We start from the raw sequence: 16,147 nt of genomic DNA on the forward strand, positions 1-16,147 counted from the left end.
CTTCTCCTCTTTCTTTTCCATGATTTTCACAGAAGAGGTGGGTACCGGAACCATTTTACGCTTGAAGCGGACATTTCTCCTTCCGTGTGGAGCGTAACCTGGTGACGTGCCCACCTTTCTTCTGTTCCTGACGATCCGTTATTGATGTGCCCGATTGTCAATTAATCATTAAACTGTTCGGCAACAAGCGCGTTGGCTTTCTTCTCTTCATAACGCTCAATACCCAGTGCGATGAGGCGGTCAATAAGCTCCGCATACGCAACACCCGCTTCGTTCCACAGCATCGGATACATACTGAACGGCGTAAAGCCCGGCAAAGTGTTGATTTCATTAATGTACAGCGCGTCATTCTTCTCATCCCAGAAGAAATCGACGCGGGACAAGCCGCTGCAATCCAGCGCGCGAAAAGCCCGAACCGCAAGCTCTTTCATCCTCTCTACAACACTTGCCGGTACGTTGGCCGGAATATCGAGACGGGTACCGTCACTCTTGTACTTCGCTTCATAATCGTAGAATTCGTTACTCGATACGATTTCGCCCGCAACGGATGTGTCCGGCTCATCATTGCCAAGCACGCCAATTTCCAACTCCCGGCCGGAAATGAACTCTTCGACAATTACCTTTCTATCAAAACGCGCAGCAAAGCGCAGCGCTTCCTCGAGTCCTGTGCGATCCTTCGCCTTACTGATGCCTACGCTTGAACCCATATTGGCTGGTTTAACAAAGCACGGAAGACCAAGCTCCGCTTCCACTGCATCGCAAATTTCCGCCATTCTCGTTTCCAATTCACTGCGCAAATAACTTTTATATCGGCCCTGCGGTAACCCTGCATTGCCGAACACTTCTTTCATCATTACTTTATCCATCCCGACCGCCGAACCGAGTACACCGGAGCCGACATACGGTATATCGATGAGTTCAAGGAATCCCTGCAGCGTGCCATCTTCTCCGTTTGGCCCATGAATGACCGGGAATATCACATCAACAGTCTGTTTTAATGCAAAGATGTCGGGCGCCTGCTGCTTATCGAGCGAAAAACGGAGCTCATTGACATGCGTGATTTCCTTCTCTACCCATGCCCCCTGAATCCATCCCCCTGTTACATCTACATAAATCGGCAGCACGTCATAACGAGCTTTGTCTACCGCATTAATAACCGACAGCGCCGTATGAATGGACACTTCATGTTCACTTGATTTTCCACCGTAAATTACACCTATTTTCCGTTTCGTTGCCACCTGTATTGCCTCCTTATCTAATATGGCACAATGCGCCTACCTCTTCATCGTATGTAAAAATCGAAAAATTGGATAACAGTATTTATCATATCAGTTTTTCGGCATCGTTGCGTGATGAATATGATTTATCTCTTAAAAAAGAAAACCCCCGGTTTCGGAGGTTTACGTTTATTGTTCTTTCATCTTCGGCTCAAGCGCATCCCATCCCAAACCATAACTTCCGCGAACCGGCCCACCATTTCCCCACTGTCGTGCTTCCCCTGTTCTTCAAGTATGTTCTTTCGTCTCAAGATAGAGCGTGAAAATAAACTTTTTTACGTTCAGCCGCACGCGGGATACTTCCTCGTTCTGTTCAATCTCCCGCATTTTTTGGCGCACGTCTGCGAAATCGAAATATTTGGAGGCATACATCTCAAACTTCGGATTGATGTAATCTTCAAGGCCCAGCGACGCGAGATTCTGGAGGGCACGTGCCACCGCACGGCGAATTCGCTGCTCCATCGCCTTGACCTCCCGCTGCACATCAGTGGCGCTGCTGTAAGTTACATAATCGGTAAATATCTCTTTGAGTGCCGGAAATTCTTTTACGCGCTCGTTCCTGTACCGCTTTAGTAAATACTCAATCAAGTGGATAATATCCTGACTTCCTGATTCGCCAAGGATGCCGAAATCGGCCAGCACGCTGCGGATAAACGGAGTGGTTCGCACCTCCGGCGGCTCTTTCGGAAGCGTGTCAAACAGTGAAAGCGTATGGCGAATGCCTTCAAGCGATCGTTCAAGACGGATATGTTCCATCACCTTTTTGATAACGGAAATCACTTCGATCCGGTTAATCGGTTTATGGATAAAATACTCCACACCCTTGCTGTACGCCTCTGCTACCATCTCTTTGTGCTCAACCTGAGAAATCATGATGAATTTCCCTTCATATCCCATCTCCTGCAGTCGGCTAATTGTCTCAATTCCGTCCTGCTTCGGCATCAGCAAATCAATGAGCACAATATCGCACTTCTTGAGAATAATGCTCGCTTCTGCGCCGAATCCGTCTTCCGCTTCACCCACCACATCACCTAAATCTTCATGCTCAATGGCATTATGCAGCATTTTGCGGGAAGACGGATCGTCATCAATAATAAAAAAGCGAAATCTCACCTCTTCCACCCCTTATAACCTGTGTATCGGAATCCGAACTTCAAATATGGTCTTCCCCGGCGCTTCTCCCTGTACCACCTCAAGCGTACCGCCAAGGTTTGTCACCACATCCCGGGCGTGCGCAAGGCCGATGCCGGTAGACGCGTTGCCCTGCTCATCGTATTTGGTCGTGTATCCGGGAATAAAAATAAACGCTTCATCCCCGGGTGCAATCCCGCCCCCCGTATCACTCACGCGAAATACTAATGCGCCTTCATGTTCATATACGCGAAGCGTAATCGAGCCTGTCCGCTCAATTGCTTCGACCGCATTGGACAGCAGATTATTCAGTACGGATAAGAGCGAATAGACATGACGGGTCGTAAGCCATGTTCGTACGTTGCTTGTAAATGCAATTTCCTTTTCCAGCATGTGGGCGTACTTCTGGTTTGTGTTCACTACCAGTTGAACAATCTCCTCAATTGTCAACTGCTGTACGACGCGCTCCTGCTGGATGATTTTGCTCACTCCGCTTAGAATGCGCTGAGAGTCCTTTTTGATTTCATGCACTTCCTCTGCGATGCTGAGCGCACGGCGGGAAAGCGGCGGATCGGATTCAGGAAGCACGCCTTCCGCCTCCCGCGCCTTTAACTCCCGATATAACGTATATCCGTTCCTTGTCACCTGTTCGATATGCCCCATTACCTTTTTCAGGTAAAGCGCCTCCACATGAAGGTCGCTGCTGATCATTAGCATTTTCTCGAAGCGTAGCTGCTGCTCTCTGCTGATTTCACGGAGATGCCGCACTTGAATAATATTGAAAAAGCCCACGATAAAAAAGCTGCGCACAAACGCAAGAATCAGCAGCAGGTATTCTTCCTGCGGAACGAAAACAAAATAAATGCCCTGATACATAAGGCTTTTTCGCACCAGAAGCTCAACAAGATTCGCGGAGAAATCCGCCACCGCCCCTAAAAGCCCCAGACGAAGCGGGGAATTCAGGTGGCGCCATGCCTTTCCCATCCAGATTACCAGACCGAAGAACAAATAGAATGCAAACGAAGGTACATGAGTGAGTGCGCTCTTGTACAGAAAAAAGTCTCCGTTTGATGCTATAAAATCAAGCCAGATACGAAAAAGCACAACTGCGCTGCCCGTAAGCAGCGATGCCAGGAGAATCGGTATCTCCCTAAACCAGATCAGCCAGAAAAAAAAGATGCCGCTTCCGAAGCTGATGCGAAACTCACTTTGAAACGGCTGGTATTTCAATTCACCAAACAGCATCGTGGCCGCGACTAATGTGAATATGGTGAACGCTTTGCTGCGCACGATACTGACCTCCTTTAACTAGAGAGATAAGAAACTAAGAGTTGGAGGGTAGAGATACGAAAAAGCGGCTTCTTCAATCATATCCTCGAATAACCGGCTCCTACTGTACCAGGGTTTTTATTGTAACCAAGCCAAGTCCGATTAAGAATCCACACAGCGCGCCGTTGACCCGGATCCACTGAATGTCTTTGCCGATTTTCTCTTCCATCATTTCAATTAACGTTTCGTTATCGAGCTTGTCCAGGTTTTCACGGACAAGCTTGCCGATTTTCGAATGATTTTGCTCGACCAGAACAGCAATTTGCCGCTGCAACCATGCTTCAAACCGGGCCATCATGGTCTCATCTGCACGCAGTTTTACTATTAGGCGGCGCAGGAAGGGTAAAGCGAACTCATCCAGATAGGCATCACTCTGCACAAACGTAAGCGCCTGCTGCCGCAGGTCGTTCGCGATATCTGCAAGCCGGTCGCGCAGCTGCACCTCTTCCGCCAGGTTGTACTTCCACTTCTCAAGCGTCGCCCTAAGCCCTTCATGACGGCGCGCTTCTTCAATTTCCTGGCGCACGTAGGCAAGAAACGCCTGGCGATTTTTATTCTCGGGACGGCGCAAATCGTCACTGCCGCGCAGCAGCAGATTCTGCAGAATCCCACCCAGCTTCTCTTCATTTAGCATACCTGTGAACGACTTTAAAGCGAATTGCATGAATCCATCCAGTTCGATATTGTCAAGCGCCTGAAGCGCAATACCCCCCAGTTTATAGCGTGTCTCGCTTTTTACTGCCCATTCGCCTACTTTTGCGAGCAGAAAATCGAACGCTTTCTCCTCGTATTGCTCGGCAAGCGCCCTATCAACAAACCCATTAAGCAGGCCGGCCGTATCCACACTCTTCATATAGTCTTTCAGCTTACGCTCAAGCACCGGCAATACCGGCTCAATATCGACGTTTTGGATCACCTGCTCACTTACCGCCCTAAGCGCGCTGCGCACCTGCGTAGTGTCCAGTTTACTCTCAAGCAGGTTTAGCACTTTCTCCGTAACATGCACCTGCTTGATTTTTTCTTCTATACTGGCTTTGTTGAGCCAGTCGTTTTCCAACGTGTGAACAAGCGCATCAGTAATACGCCTGCGATTCTTCGGCAGAAGCGCCGTATGCGGAATCGGGATTCCCATCGGATGGCGGAACAGCGCCGTAACAGCAAACCAGTCTGCCAGTCCCCCGACCAATCCGGCTTCAAAACCGCCCTGCAGAACCTTTGCCACAAGCGATTCCGAAAACGGCAGCGTGGCGACGAATCCAGCCGCCATTACGCCAAGTGAAATTCCCGCAATATGTTTTGCTTCTCCTGACATTCCATCTATCCCTCTTTACTGTATTTGCTTTTTTACATTCATAAACAGATTACCACAAACTATCTGACGCTCCTAATATAATTAAAAAACAGCTTCCCGTTTCCGGTGAAGCTGGTCTGTTTTTCTATACAACCGAATATAACGGCTGCCTAGAACGGATGACGATTCAGCCACTGGCCCCCGTCCATCGTTACGCATTCGCCGTTTATGTATTCCGCTTCCGGAGACAGCAGGAAATAAGCAAGATTTGCGATTTCTTCCGGCTGTCCGAGACGGCCGAGCGGTACACTGTCAAGCGTCCTGCGGGCCGCCTCTTCCGACTCCCACAGCCGGGCCGCTCCACCGGTATTGTCAATCGGTCCCGGTGCAATCGCGTTGACCCGGATGCCATATCGTTTCCCCCACTCCACTGCCAGTGTTCGTGTCATTGCCAGCACCCCGGCCTTTGCGGAAGCGGAATGAATCACACCTTCGCCCGCCAGCCACGCATATGTCGCAAGCATATTGAGTATGCTGCCACTACGCCCTGCCGCAATCCACTCTTTACCGACCGCCTGCGAGCAGTACCAGGTGCCGTTCAGTACGATATTGATAACCGCATTCCAGCCGTTTGTGGATAATTCCTCCGCCGGACAAATGAAGTTACCAGCCGCATTGTTAACCAAATAATCGATGGTTCCAAATGCCTGCTTCGTCTCCTCCACCATGCGCCTGGCATCTTCCGGATTACGCACGTCCATCTGTACACACAGCACCTGGCCATCTGTTTGCTGGATTTCCTGTTTGGTCTGTTCCAGATTCTCTGGATTGCGGCCGGTAATGACCACTTTCGCACCTTTCTCTGCGAATTTCTTGGCCATCGCCTTTCCCATACCGCTCGATCCTCCGGTCACAATCGCCACTTTTCCTTCCATATGCTTCCCCTCCTCTTAATTTGAATACTGTTAATTTTAAAACAAAATGCTGGAAATGAAAATGAATGAATACTCATCTAGTAAAATGTTATAAATTTTTCAAACAGCGTCATTGAGCGTCATTGTTAATGGCAAACTCTGGTTATATAATTTGAAAATATGGGATGTATACAAACACTATACGGGGAGGAGAATCATGATGAAAGATGGAAAAATTAGCGTCGTTATTATTGGCGGGGGCGAGACAGGCACGCCACTGCTGCGTCAGCTGGCGGAAGCGCCCTTCGTTGAGATACTGGGTGTAGCCGATTTGCACGAAGACGCTCCGGGCATGGTACTGGCAAAAGAAAAAGGCATTCCGGTCACGATCGACTTTATGGAACTGGCGCGAAAAGGGGAAGAAGTGGATATTATCATCGAGGTTACAGGCGTACCCGAAGTCCGCGAACGCCTCCGTACTTATATGCAGGAATCGAATAACCACCATACGATCATCATGCATGAGATGATTGCCATTCTGATGATGTCTCTTTCACGGGGCAAACTGGTAGCCATGAAGCACGGGGAAGTGGAATATAACTAACAGGAGAAGCCAGGGATCACTCGCTCCCTGGCTTCTCTGTCGTTATAAATTCTCCGGCGGCAAGCATCCGTTCAAATTCTTCAGCCGGCAGCGGCCGACTGAAGAAATACCCCTGAACTTCATCACACCGCTCTGCCTGAAGAAATCGGAAGGTAGCCTCATCCTCTACGCCTTCCGCAACTAAACTTACATTCATATGATGCGCAAGCTGGACAATAGCCTTTACAATTGCGGCATTATTTTTATCCGTTGCCACGTCCCGCACAAACGATTGGTCGATTTTCAGCGCATGAATGGGAAACCGCTTTAAGTAGCTAAACGAAGAGTACCCGGTCCCGAAATCGTCAATGGAAATATATACGCCCATCTCGCGCAGGCGCATCAGTGTGGCAATGTTATCTTCCACATCATTAATCATGCTATTTTCAGTAATCTCAAGCTCAAGATAACAAGGGTCAAGCCCGGTTTCCTCCAGGATGGAACGAACCAATTCTACGAAATTCGCCTGCTGGAACTGCAGTCCCGAGACGTTCACACTGACACGGAGCGGGGGGAATCCGCAATCGATCCAGCGCCGATTTTGTTCGCACGCCTCGCGAATCACCCATTCGCCAATCGTCACAATAAGTCCTGTCTCTTCTGCAATGGGAATGAATTTAGCCGGGGATATGAACCCCATCTCCGGGTGAATCCAACGTAACAGCGCTTCCATTCCTTTTATCTGTCCGCTTTTTGTATCTACTCTCGGCTGATAATACAGCTGAAGCTCTCTTTTTTCGACCGCCCTGCGAAGATGAACCTCAAGCCGCAGATGCTCGTCATATTCCACATTCATCTTGGGCGTATACAAACGGTAAGCGTTGCGTCCGCTGTTCTTAGCATGATACATCGCCGTATCCGCATTCTTCATCAATGACTCGATATCCGCTCCCGCAAACGGATAGATGCTAATACCAATGCTGCATGTAATGAAAAATTCGTAATGATCCCATTTAAATGTTGTGCGGAATAAATCCAATAACCTTCCGGCCACATACGTAGCTTCCGCTTCGTCTTTGATACGGGGCAACAATACGACAAATTCGTCGCCACCGAGTCTGTAGATCTTGCAATCATCTCCGCTCTGTGTACGCAGCCTGTCCGCCACCACCTTCAGCAGATGGTCCCCTATTGTATGTCCGAGGGTATCATTAATCTGCTTGAAACGGTCCAGATCCAGAAATAACACGGCGATTTCATTCGAAGAAACCTCTGCTTGGGACAGCGCTTCTGCCAAATCCTCCATAAACATCCGTCGATTTGGCAGACTGGTCAACGCATCGAGATAGGCCATCTGACGGATTGTTTCTTCCGCTCGTTTTAGCTCCGTAATCTCGCTTGTAGAGCCAATAATCTCGATAATCCGACCATCCTCTATAATCGGAGAAAGAGATGTCTGAAAATCCCGGTTTTTATATCGATAGTTATAAGTAACTCTCTCACCTTGAAAAGCGCGTCGATAGTTCGCTTCCAATATTTCTGCCGTCTCCGGAGGAAAAACCTGATTCGGGGTTTTTCCGTATGTCTTCTCCGTTGTTAATCCAAGCTGTTTGGCCAATTTCCCCTCAAACAGCACATAGATAAACGAACCGTCTTCCCTTTGATTTAGCTTAAACACAAAATTATGCAGTGCATTTACCGTGCGAATGAAATCGTTTTTCAATGCTTGACGCAGCTTCTCTTCCGCCTCTTTCCCTTTCGTAATATCATTGCGGAATGAAATATACTGCGTAGGCTTGCCCTGCTCGTCCATCAACGGCACAATGGTTGTATTTACCCAATAAAAAGAACCGTTTTTTCTTCTGTTTTTTATCTCTCCGTTCCATATGTTTCCCTCTCGGATCGTCTGCCACATCTGACGGAAAAAAGATTTGTCGTGATATCCCGAGTTTACAATCCTGTGATTCTGCCCAATCAACTCTTCCCGGCTATATCCTGAAATCTCGCAGAACTTGTCGTTCGCATATACGATTTTGCCACTCAAATCCGTTACTGCTACTATGGTTGAGACATCGAGCGCCCACTTTAGCTCGGATACTTCCCGAAGAGCTTCTTTTAATTCGGTAATCACCTCATCAATCAATGGTTCTAGCAAATCTCTGCACTGCAATTTGCCTAGCAGATGATTCAGTATCGTGATCGCGCGAATACTGCTGGAGTTGAATGTAAGCATATGGTACCCCTTTTCTTTAGGAGAAAAGACTGTATATTTTACTTGAACTATAACGAAATGCAAGATTAATTTCAATAATTTGCACAAATTTTCCTTTAAATATATGAAAAAAAGCACAAAACCGGAACAAGCGTTTCACTTTATTCCAGCCTTGTACTTATATTATCGTATTTATTTGCTGTGCAATGAAGTGATGGCTTCCACCACTTTATCCGGAGCCTCAAAAGGCACGAAATGTCCGACACCGTTCAGTATATGAAGTCGTACGTCGCTGAAATACTCATGCAGACGGTCGGACCAGCTGGCCAAAATGACCGGGTCCGCCTCACCCCATAGTACGCTGACAGGTTGTACGATTTTCATTGTCTCAGGTGCTGCGCCCGCTTCTTTGGCCCTTGCACCCGCACGTGCCCGGTAATACGCGATGCTCCATTTAAACGCCTGCGGTGCAGCGTATACATCCACAATATGTTCGAATTCGGCAGGACGGACCGCTTCTTTCTTTCCTGTCCAGTGATGATAGAAATGGCTCAAATACATCTTTACTGTGTTCCGGTCATAGCCAACCAACTCCTCGGCCCAGGGAAGGTTATGAAAGTGCTGGTACCAGAATTGCCCCTGTACCGCCGGGTCAAATCTCCGGCTGCCGATTCCCGGATAGGGAGGATTCAATAAAACAAGTGAATCTATTTTCTCGGGAATCATACGGGTCAATGTCTGCGCTACCGTAGCACCTATATCATGGGCAACAAGCATAACATTTTCTAAGTTCAACTGATGAATCAGCGATAGGATATCTCCGGCGAGCGCTTGAGGAGTATAACCTTCCGCCGGAGGAAGGTCCGGTTTATCCGATGCTCCGAATCCGCGGAAGTCCGGAGCGATGACATCCGCCTTCTCTGCCAGGGCGGGAATGACGCGGCGCCAATCGTACCAGAATCCCGGCCAACCGTGAAGCAGAAGTACCGGTTTCCCTGCCCCCTGACGAACATAATGCAGTTTGATTCCGCTATCGCATACAATCTCGTTATGTCCCCACCGCTCATCGGACGGTGCCAGGTCCAAGAATTTATCGTAGTTCATGCCATTCCCCTGCCTTCCCAAAAATTTGCTTATTATAGAATAAGATACCATGATATTTCTAGAAAACAACCATGGCTTTTCAGCCGCAACGCCGACATGAAAATCATAGGAGGGACAGCTGACTTTTGCGGTACGAACAAAAAGAGAGAAGGGAAAGAAAGGATGATTTCAATGGAGAAAAAGGCGAACGCCTTTTTCTTCCCTGGATCTTTTTTCTCTCCTTCCCTTCTTTCTTTATTTCACGATTTTCACAGGAAAATAAAGCTCCTTCTCTATTTTGTTTTATTTATTTTGTCCAAAGCCCGTTTCAGCAGCACCACGCCTTCTGCACGGGTGGTATCAGCCCGCGGAGCGTATTCATCGCTTTTTCGCCCTACCGCAATACCTGCTTTCACTGCTGCGGCCACCTCTTTTTCTGCCCATAGAGAAATTTCTTTTCGATCCTTGAATTTGCCAAGCACCTCGCTCTTCTCCTGCTCACTTATTTCATTCTCCACTTGTTTATACTTTAGAGCACGGGTTATCAAAGCGGAAATTTCCTGACGGGTAATCTTCTGATCCGGATAGAAACAACCATCCTTATAACCGCTGATGAATCCTGCTTTGGCTGCAGCTTGCACCGAGCCGTAAGCCCAATGTCCAGGGCCGAGATCTTTGAACGTTATCGCGCTGTCTTTATCTTCCTGAAGTCCTAAGATGCGCGTCAGCAGAGCCGTGAACTCGGCTCGGGTAATCGGGCTGTTCGGAGCAAACTTGCCGTCTCCTATGCCTCTCACATATCCTTGACTAACCATAAACTGAATATCCTGTTCCGCCCAGTGACCTCTCAAATCAGTTAACTCAAACGTTTGCATAACCTCATCGGTAATCAGCAGGGCAAATCTGCTAAACTTGCTGGTGACGAAGCTGATCGTATGAGTAGCAGGATTGTACGTCCCTCCGATATAATCCCATCTCTTCGTATCCGGATTGAAACGGTGCGCATGAACCTGACCGGCCAGTGCGGCGGCCTGATCCTCCTTCGGAACCGGAAGATTTACCTGTAACTGCTCTGTAAATGTTTTGATACCTACAGCTTCACCGGCTTTCGTAACCGCAGTCACCCGCAGTTCAAAAATGGCTCCGACGACTTTTTTAACCATCGCCGCATTCTCTGCTGCGTCTGTCACGTTTTTCGCATCTGCCTCATTTAAAGCTGTAGCCGAGAATTCAATAGTGGCTGCATCCTTTATCGGCAATCCGGTAAGTACGGCAGAAGGAATTGTAAACGTAACACCATTGAATTTTATCTCCAACGCTTTTTTCGTGTCTTCAATTGTTTTAAGTTGATTGATTGTCAGCGAAACGGCCGCTGCTTTATCTGATTCGATACGAATGACAGATGCATTGTTATCAAGCGCGTTTTTCACCGCTTGATTTATCTGGTTATCGCTTACTGACTTCGTCCCCTCTTTAGCCGGATCAGGTGTCGGCTGTACGCTTCCACCGCCGCCGCCAGATCCACCGCTACCCGAGCCGCCGCTACCGCTACCTAGCACAGTAAATGTGCCCTCTTGCAGCGCGGTAGTCACCGGTCCATTCGGCCCGGAAGCAAATGCCACTTCCACCCGGTAATTTCCTGGCCCAAGGTTCCCCAACGATTCGCTAAAGCCATCATAATAAGCAGGCTTGCTCTCATTAAAAATTCTTGTTTCTTTTCCATCCGCCTGTTTCTTGTAGACACGAAGATATGGATAGATTTCCGTTACGGACGGGCCAGCGGGTTTCGTTTCCTCATGGCTGATGCTATATTCTACATCCTCATTGACTTTGATCTGTCCATTCGCCTGCAAGCGGACAGCAAGTGAACCTTGTTTCTCTGCCTCACCCGCAGCGGCGCTCCAACTGCTATCTTTATCAATGAATGTGTAGACAACCTTGTTTCCATGTTTGTCCACAATTCCGGAACGTCCGGTTACCGCTTCTGTGCCTTTTATAGTCGTCTTATCGAGCGATAATTGCGGTACAAACTTGCCGATATGCCAGATTTTTTCTGTCCCGCGTGCAAATGGCTGCTCTTTCGCTTCTTCCAGGAAATAATTCCATGTATACGCCGGATTCTCCTTATCTCCCAGCGTTAATTTCGTATCCAGATGATATGGAATATCCGCAGCTAAGTAGAAAGTATGACCTACGGTGTTAAGTTCATTCATTTCATGACGATATGGGTTAAACGGGAAAAGACTGACTCCTCTGAAATCATGATATCCCGCCGTGTCAGGTTCAAAAACAATTTTTGCTGTATCGGTACCATCCAGCAATACTTTGTTTACCGCTCCTTCGCTACCGGAAACAATCACATCTTTTTGGAACAGGTAATAATTCACTTTCTTTCCTTCTCCAGTTCCAACAATGTAATGACCGTCAAAGTGATACGTACCGGGCTCCAACCATGCAACTTCTTTTTTATAGTCGTTGCCGGTAAATTGATAGAAAGGAACTTTCTGTCCCTCAACCTGTCCCGGGAAAATAATGCCGCGGTCCCGCCGAATTGGATTCTGTATCGCTTTTCCGTCCTGATCTTGCGCATTGATTTCAACCCGCTGCATGTTCTCCAGCTTTATCTCTTGCAGTTCATCAAGCGTTGTGAATTGGCGGAAGGCGAACAAATACTCACCTTTATTGGCGGCCCCATACTCTTTGTCTGTTAGAATATAGATGATTTTTGCCAGATTTCCGTTCTTTTTACTCGATAGCTTAATGTTGTCTTCAATGGCAAGCTCTCCTGTAGTAGCATTGGCTTTACCTGCGAACGACTTCTCCCATATCATTTCGCCGCCTTCTTCTACTGAATGATAAATCGTGACATTGGCTGCGAATGGTTTACCATTTAATGTGGTTTTCATCGTCTTGTATTTTCGGTCATCTTTTACCGTATTCACCATATGACCGGTTAGCTCTTTGCCGGCCAGTGGATTGTACTGAAGCTTCAACTCAACGTCATACTTGCCCGGTGTAACGGTAGGCAGTACTACCGCCCAGAACGCCCAATAATAAAACTGGCGGAATTTGTTATTGTATATCGTAGAGCCACCCTGACGCGTTACTTTGAAGTTAGGATAAATATCTCCAAAATAATATTCTTGCGTCTGCCAGCTATTGCTTTGCTCATCCAGTCGGGAGACGGTTGGATTTTCTCCGTTCATATTCTGCTTTTTCCACAATCCACTGCCTTCCAGGGAACCGCGATACATACCGACAAGAAGATTGCCGTATGCATCAGTGAATTTATGCTTTGTAAAGAAATAGTCATAGCTTTTTTGGACCGTAAACTCATCTTCCTGCGGCACATACTCTTTCCCCGCCTTTTTCAGTTGATTTTTCAACTCTTCTACATCCGGAGCAAATTCTGTGAGAGCAAGCGTTCCGCCTACAGGTATTGAAACCTTGCCGTTTGCCGGAATCTCCACCAATCTCTCCCCGGTTTCACCGGTACCGAATACATAAATCCAGTTTTGCCCGCCTGCCGGGTCTTTGACTTCAACATCAGCCCAAAAATCATAAGATCCCGGTGTAACCCGCAGCTTCCTACCGACAAGGGCTTCGTCATTAATCCCGATGGTTTCTTCCGTTCCTTCACTAAACATGTAAAGGATACCATTCACAATTTTATTCTCATCATTGCCTGGCGCTAAACCGACTTCACCTGCTTTTGATCCGTCGAATACGATGGTAGTTGCTTGTGAAATTTGTTTTGCCCGTTCATGTAAGAAGTACGTAGCCTCCGCTGCTTTATTGTAGGCAAACAAATTATATTTTCCCTTATTCATGAAAACCGTTGAAATAGCGGAATCTTCTTCATTTAGAGCCGTGGTCGTTCCAACGGTTATACCGTTATCGTCGATTAGGGTTGCAAAATACTTTGTATTTTCCAGCTTCTTTTGATTTTCGCCAAGCGTGTTAAGTGTAACCGGAACCGTTTCTTCTCCCCTGATCGTAAAGACTCCGGGGCCTTCGACTGTCTGATTATATAAAAATACCGTATTTCCTTGTGCTGCATCCGCATAATCAAAGCCGCCGTATACGACGATCGATACCGTCGTTAAATCCGTCACAATCGTTCCCGGCACTCGTACGACTCCCAAACTATCTGTGCTGCCAGACCATAATAACTTATACGTATAGGGAGCAGTGGCAGAAGAAGGTACCGGAGTTCCTTCCTGTGCAACAGGCACTTTTGTATAGATGCTTACTTTCGCTCCCGGAGCTCTGTTCCCCTCAGGGTCAAGCACATTCAGCATGAGACCGTTTGTCGGGCTGTTATTTACGATGACAGGCACGCTTGTACGTCCGATTTCCGTCTCTCCATTCGATGCAACCGCCCATACCGTGTGTGAACCGTCGGCAATTTTTTTCGTATCCCATGTCGTATTATAAAGCGTCTGTTCTCCCTGCTTATTAACAAGCGCAATTAATTTCTCTTCATTCACTTCGTCGAGGTAAAAACGTACCGTATTGATAGTTTCGCCGGAAACCCGTGCTTGAATGGATACCTCTCCCATAACATGACCATTTTTTGCCGGTTCGAGAATTTCAATAGCGGGCCGCTGCTCGGGATCTGTGAGCGGATCAAGTGTTTTCGCCGCATTCAGCTTACCGTACCCGTATGTGTTATCACGTCCGGCCGTACCTAAATCGGTAGCTGCCGCCGTCATTGCGTAAGCGATATCCGAAGCAGCCGCTCCCGGGTTCTGTAGCTTATATAGCGCCGCTACCGCTGCTGCATAAGGTGCGGCAAAAGATGTACCGCTTACTTTCGCATAGTATCCTTTGCTTTCATCACCCAGCGTCCCTTTTTCTTTTATCGTCGTAGTAATGATATCTACTCCCGGTGCTACGACATCAAGGGCGCTTCCCTGGTTGGAAAAATCGGCGATTTTATCTTTATCCTGTGTGATGGCGCCTACCGTTACCACATCGGGCAGCGCCGCCGGGTATACAGCATCTACATTGGTAGCCGAATTTCCTGCAGCGGCGACGACAAGTATTCCTTTGTTCTGGGCATACTTGACTGCCTGCTCAATCGCTTGGCTATATTTTCCACCCAAACTCAAATTGATGATATCAACACCCTGGTCGGCAGCATATTGAATTCCGTTGGCAATATCAAACGTGCTTCCGGCTCCTTTATCATGCATAACCTTAACGGGATATATCTTAACATCAGCCAATCCGGCAGCCCCTGCTATTCCTTTTTGATTGTTATAGAGAGCGCTAATGATACCGGCTACCTGGGTACCGTGTCCATGATCATCCTTACTGTCGCGATTCTCCGGATATAACGTACCATCCGACTTTCTTTCAGCGAAGTTTTTCCCCTGCAATACACGGTCTTCTAGATCCGGATGGCTATCGTCTACGCCTGTGTCAATAACAGCAACCTTCACAGTGCCCGATAGCTCCTTCACTTTTTCCCAGGCTTCTTCTGCCTTTATGTTTTTCAGCGCCCACTGCTGATCGAAATACTCATCTGTAATTGCCTCCTGACCGGATATATCGGAAAACACCGTATATTCCTGGTTAGGCTCCGCATATTCAACAGCAGGATTTTGTTCCAGCTCCTCTATTACTTGCGCCATATCTTCCCCGGGTTGCAGGGTATATAGACTTATTCCGCTGTCTGATTGCTCTACTTCCTCTATTCCCATCACAGCAAGGGTAGACTTTGCCTGCTCCTCTTTTCCTTTTTTATATTTAACAATAATTTCACCTGGACTCTCTTTCTCTGAAGCGATTATTTCAGGATTAAGCTCCCCTGGTTCCACCGGATCTACGATAATACTATCAGCGGAAGTCGTTTCTTCTCCATCTGCAAGACGATTCTCTTCATCGGAAGCGGCTGTTGTCTCCAGGACACTCTCTGCCTCTAAGGCTTGCCCTGTTCCTAAGGGGAAAAGCATGGTAAAAACAAAGACAAAGCTCAACAGCGAGCCGACAAACCTGTGCCAGTTTTTCTTTTTTAACATATACACCTCTCCTCAAAAAGCGTAATTCTCTCTTTTTAAAACAAAAAACTCTTCTTAAAAAATAAGTTTTTAAGAAGAGTTCACCCACAGAACCGACCTTCAATTGTATTCACATCGTTGATACCGAAGCAGTGTCCACCACATAACGATACTGTTTGCCGCAATGAATAATAACCTCTTTTTGTCCCCTTTTTAAAATCTTCATTTCCACCCGTAATTCGCCGAATCCATCATGCTGAAAAAGGCTTTTATACAATTCTTCGATTTTTTTCAACACGATTTCATTCGTAACCTTCACTTT

The 16,147-nt window shown here is 47.4% G+C and carries 10 protein-coding genes; 1 reads left to right on the plus strand and 9 read right to left on the minus strand.

Annotated features, from left to right (window positions below; genetic code table 11):
• Positions 1–161 precede the first annotated feature (161 nt).
• From ADA01nite_RS03565 to fadH, 5 genes are all read right to left on the minus strand, one after another.
• On the minus strand, positions 162–1,238 hold the full coding sequence (locus ADA01nite_RS03565; RefSeq protein WP_146808533.1) for a D-alanine--D-alanine ligase: 1,077 nt from the start codon (positions 1,236–1,238) through the stop codon (positions 162–164).
• A gap of 267 nt (positions 1,239–1,505) precedes the next feature.
• On the minus strand, positions 1,506–2,390 hold the full coding sequence (locus ADA01nite_RS03570) for a response regulator (protein ID WP_281285969.1): 885 nt from the start codon (positions 2,388–2,390) through the stop codon (positions 1,506–1,508).
• 12 nt (positions 2,391–2,402) lie between these two features.
• Complete coding sequence (locus tag ADA01nite_RS03575; RefSeq protein WP_146808534.1) at positions 2,403–3,698, minus strand: ATP-binding protein; 1,296 nt, start codon at positions 3,696–3,698, stop codon at positions 2,403–2,405.
• A gap of 100 nt (positions 3,699–3,798) precedes the next feature.
• Positions 3,799–5,049 (minus strand): DUF445 domain-containing protein, encoded by a 1,251-nt coding sequence (locus ADA01nite_RS03580; protein WP_146808535.1) that lies wholly within the window; start codon positions 5,047–5,049, stop codon positions 3,799–3,801.
• 149 nt (positions 5,050–5,198) lie between these two features.
• On the minus strand, positions 5,199–5,963 hold the full coding sequence (gene fadH / locus ADA01nite_RS03585) for a 2,4-dienoyl-CoA reductase (protein ID WP_146808536.1): 765 nt from the start codon (positions 5,961–5,963) through the stop codon (positions 5,199–5,201).
• Between the two features lie 196 nt (positions 5,964–6,159).
• Here fadH and ADA01nite_RS03590 point away from each other — a divergent pair, with 196 nt between their 5' ends.
• Complete coding sequence (locus ADA01nite_RS03590) at positions 6,160–6,546, plus strand: hypothetical protein (RefSeq protein ID WP_218029526.1); 387 nt, start codon at positions 6,160–6,162, stop codon at positions 6,544–6,546.
• 16 nt (positions 6,547–6,562) lie between these two features.
• Here ADA01nite_RS03590 and ADA01nite_RS03595 read toward each other — a convergent pair whose 3' ends face one another.
• From ADA01nite_RS03595 to ADA01nite_RS03610, 4 genes are all read right to left on the minus strand, one after another.
• Complete coding sequence (locus ADA01nite_RS03595; protein ID WP_146808537.1) at positions 6,563–8,758, minus strand: sensor domain-containing protein; 2,196 nt, start codon at positions 8,756–8,758, stop codon at positions 6,563–6,565.
• A gap of 171 nt (positions 8,759–8,929) precedes the next feature.
• Entirely contained in the window at positions 8,930–9,841 is a 912-nt protein-coding gene (locus ADA01nite_RS03600; RefSeq protein WP_170230134.1) for an alpha/beta fold hydrolase, read from the minus strand.
• Between the two features lie 272 nt (positions 9,842–10,113).
• Positions 10,114–15,846, minus strand: coding sequence for a S8 family serine peptidase (locus ADA01nite_RS03605; protein ID WP_146808539.1), 5,733 nt, complete (start codon positions 15,844–15,846; stop codon positions 10,114–10,116).
• A gap of 109 nt (positions 15,847–15,955) precedes the next feature.
• On the minus strand, positions 15,956–16,144 hold the full coding sequence (locus ADA01nite_RS03610; RefSeq protein ID WP_146808540.1) for a hypothetical protein: 189 nt from the start codon (positions 16,142–16,144) through the stop codon (positions 15,956–15,958).
• Positions 16,145–16,147: the final 3 nt, after the last annotated feature.

This window comes from Aneurinibacillus danicus, from assembly GCF_007991215.1.
In the GTDB taxonomy this organism is placed as follows: domain Bacteria; phylum Bacillota; class Bacilli; order Aneurinibacillales; family Aneurinibacillaceae; genus Aneurinibacillus; species Aneurinibacillus danicus.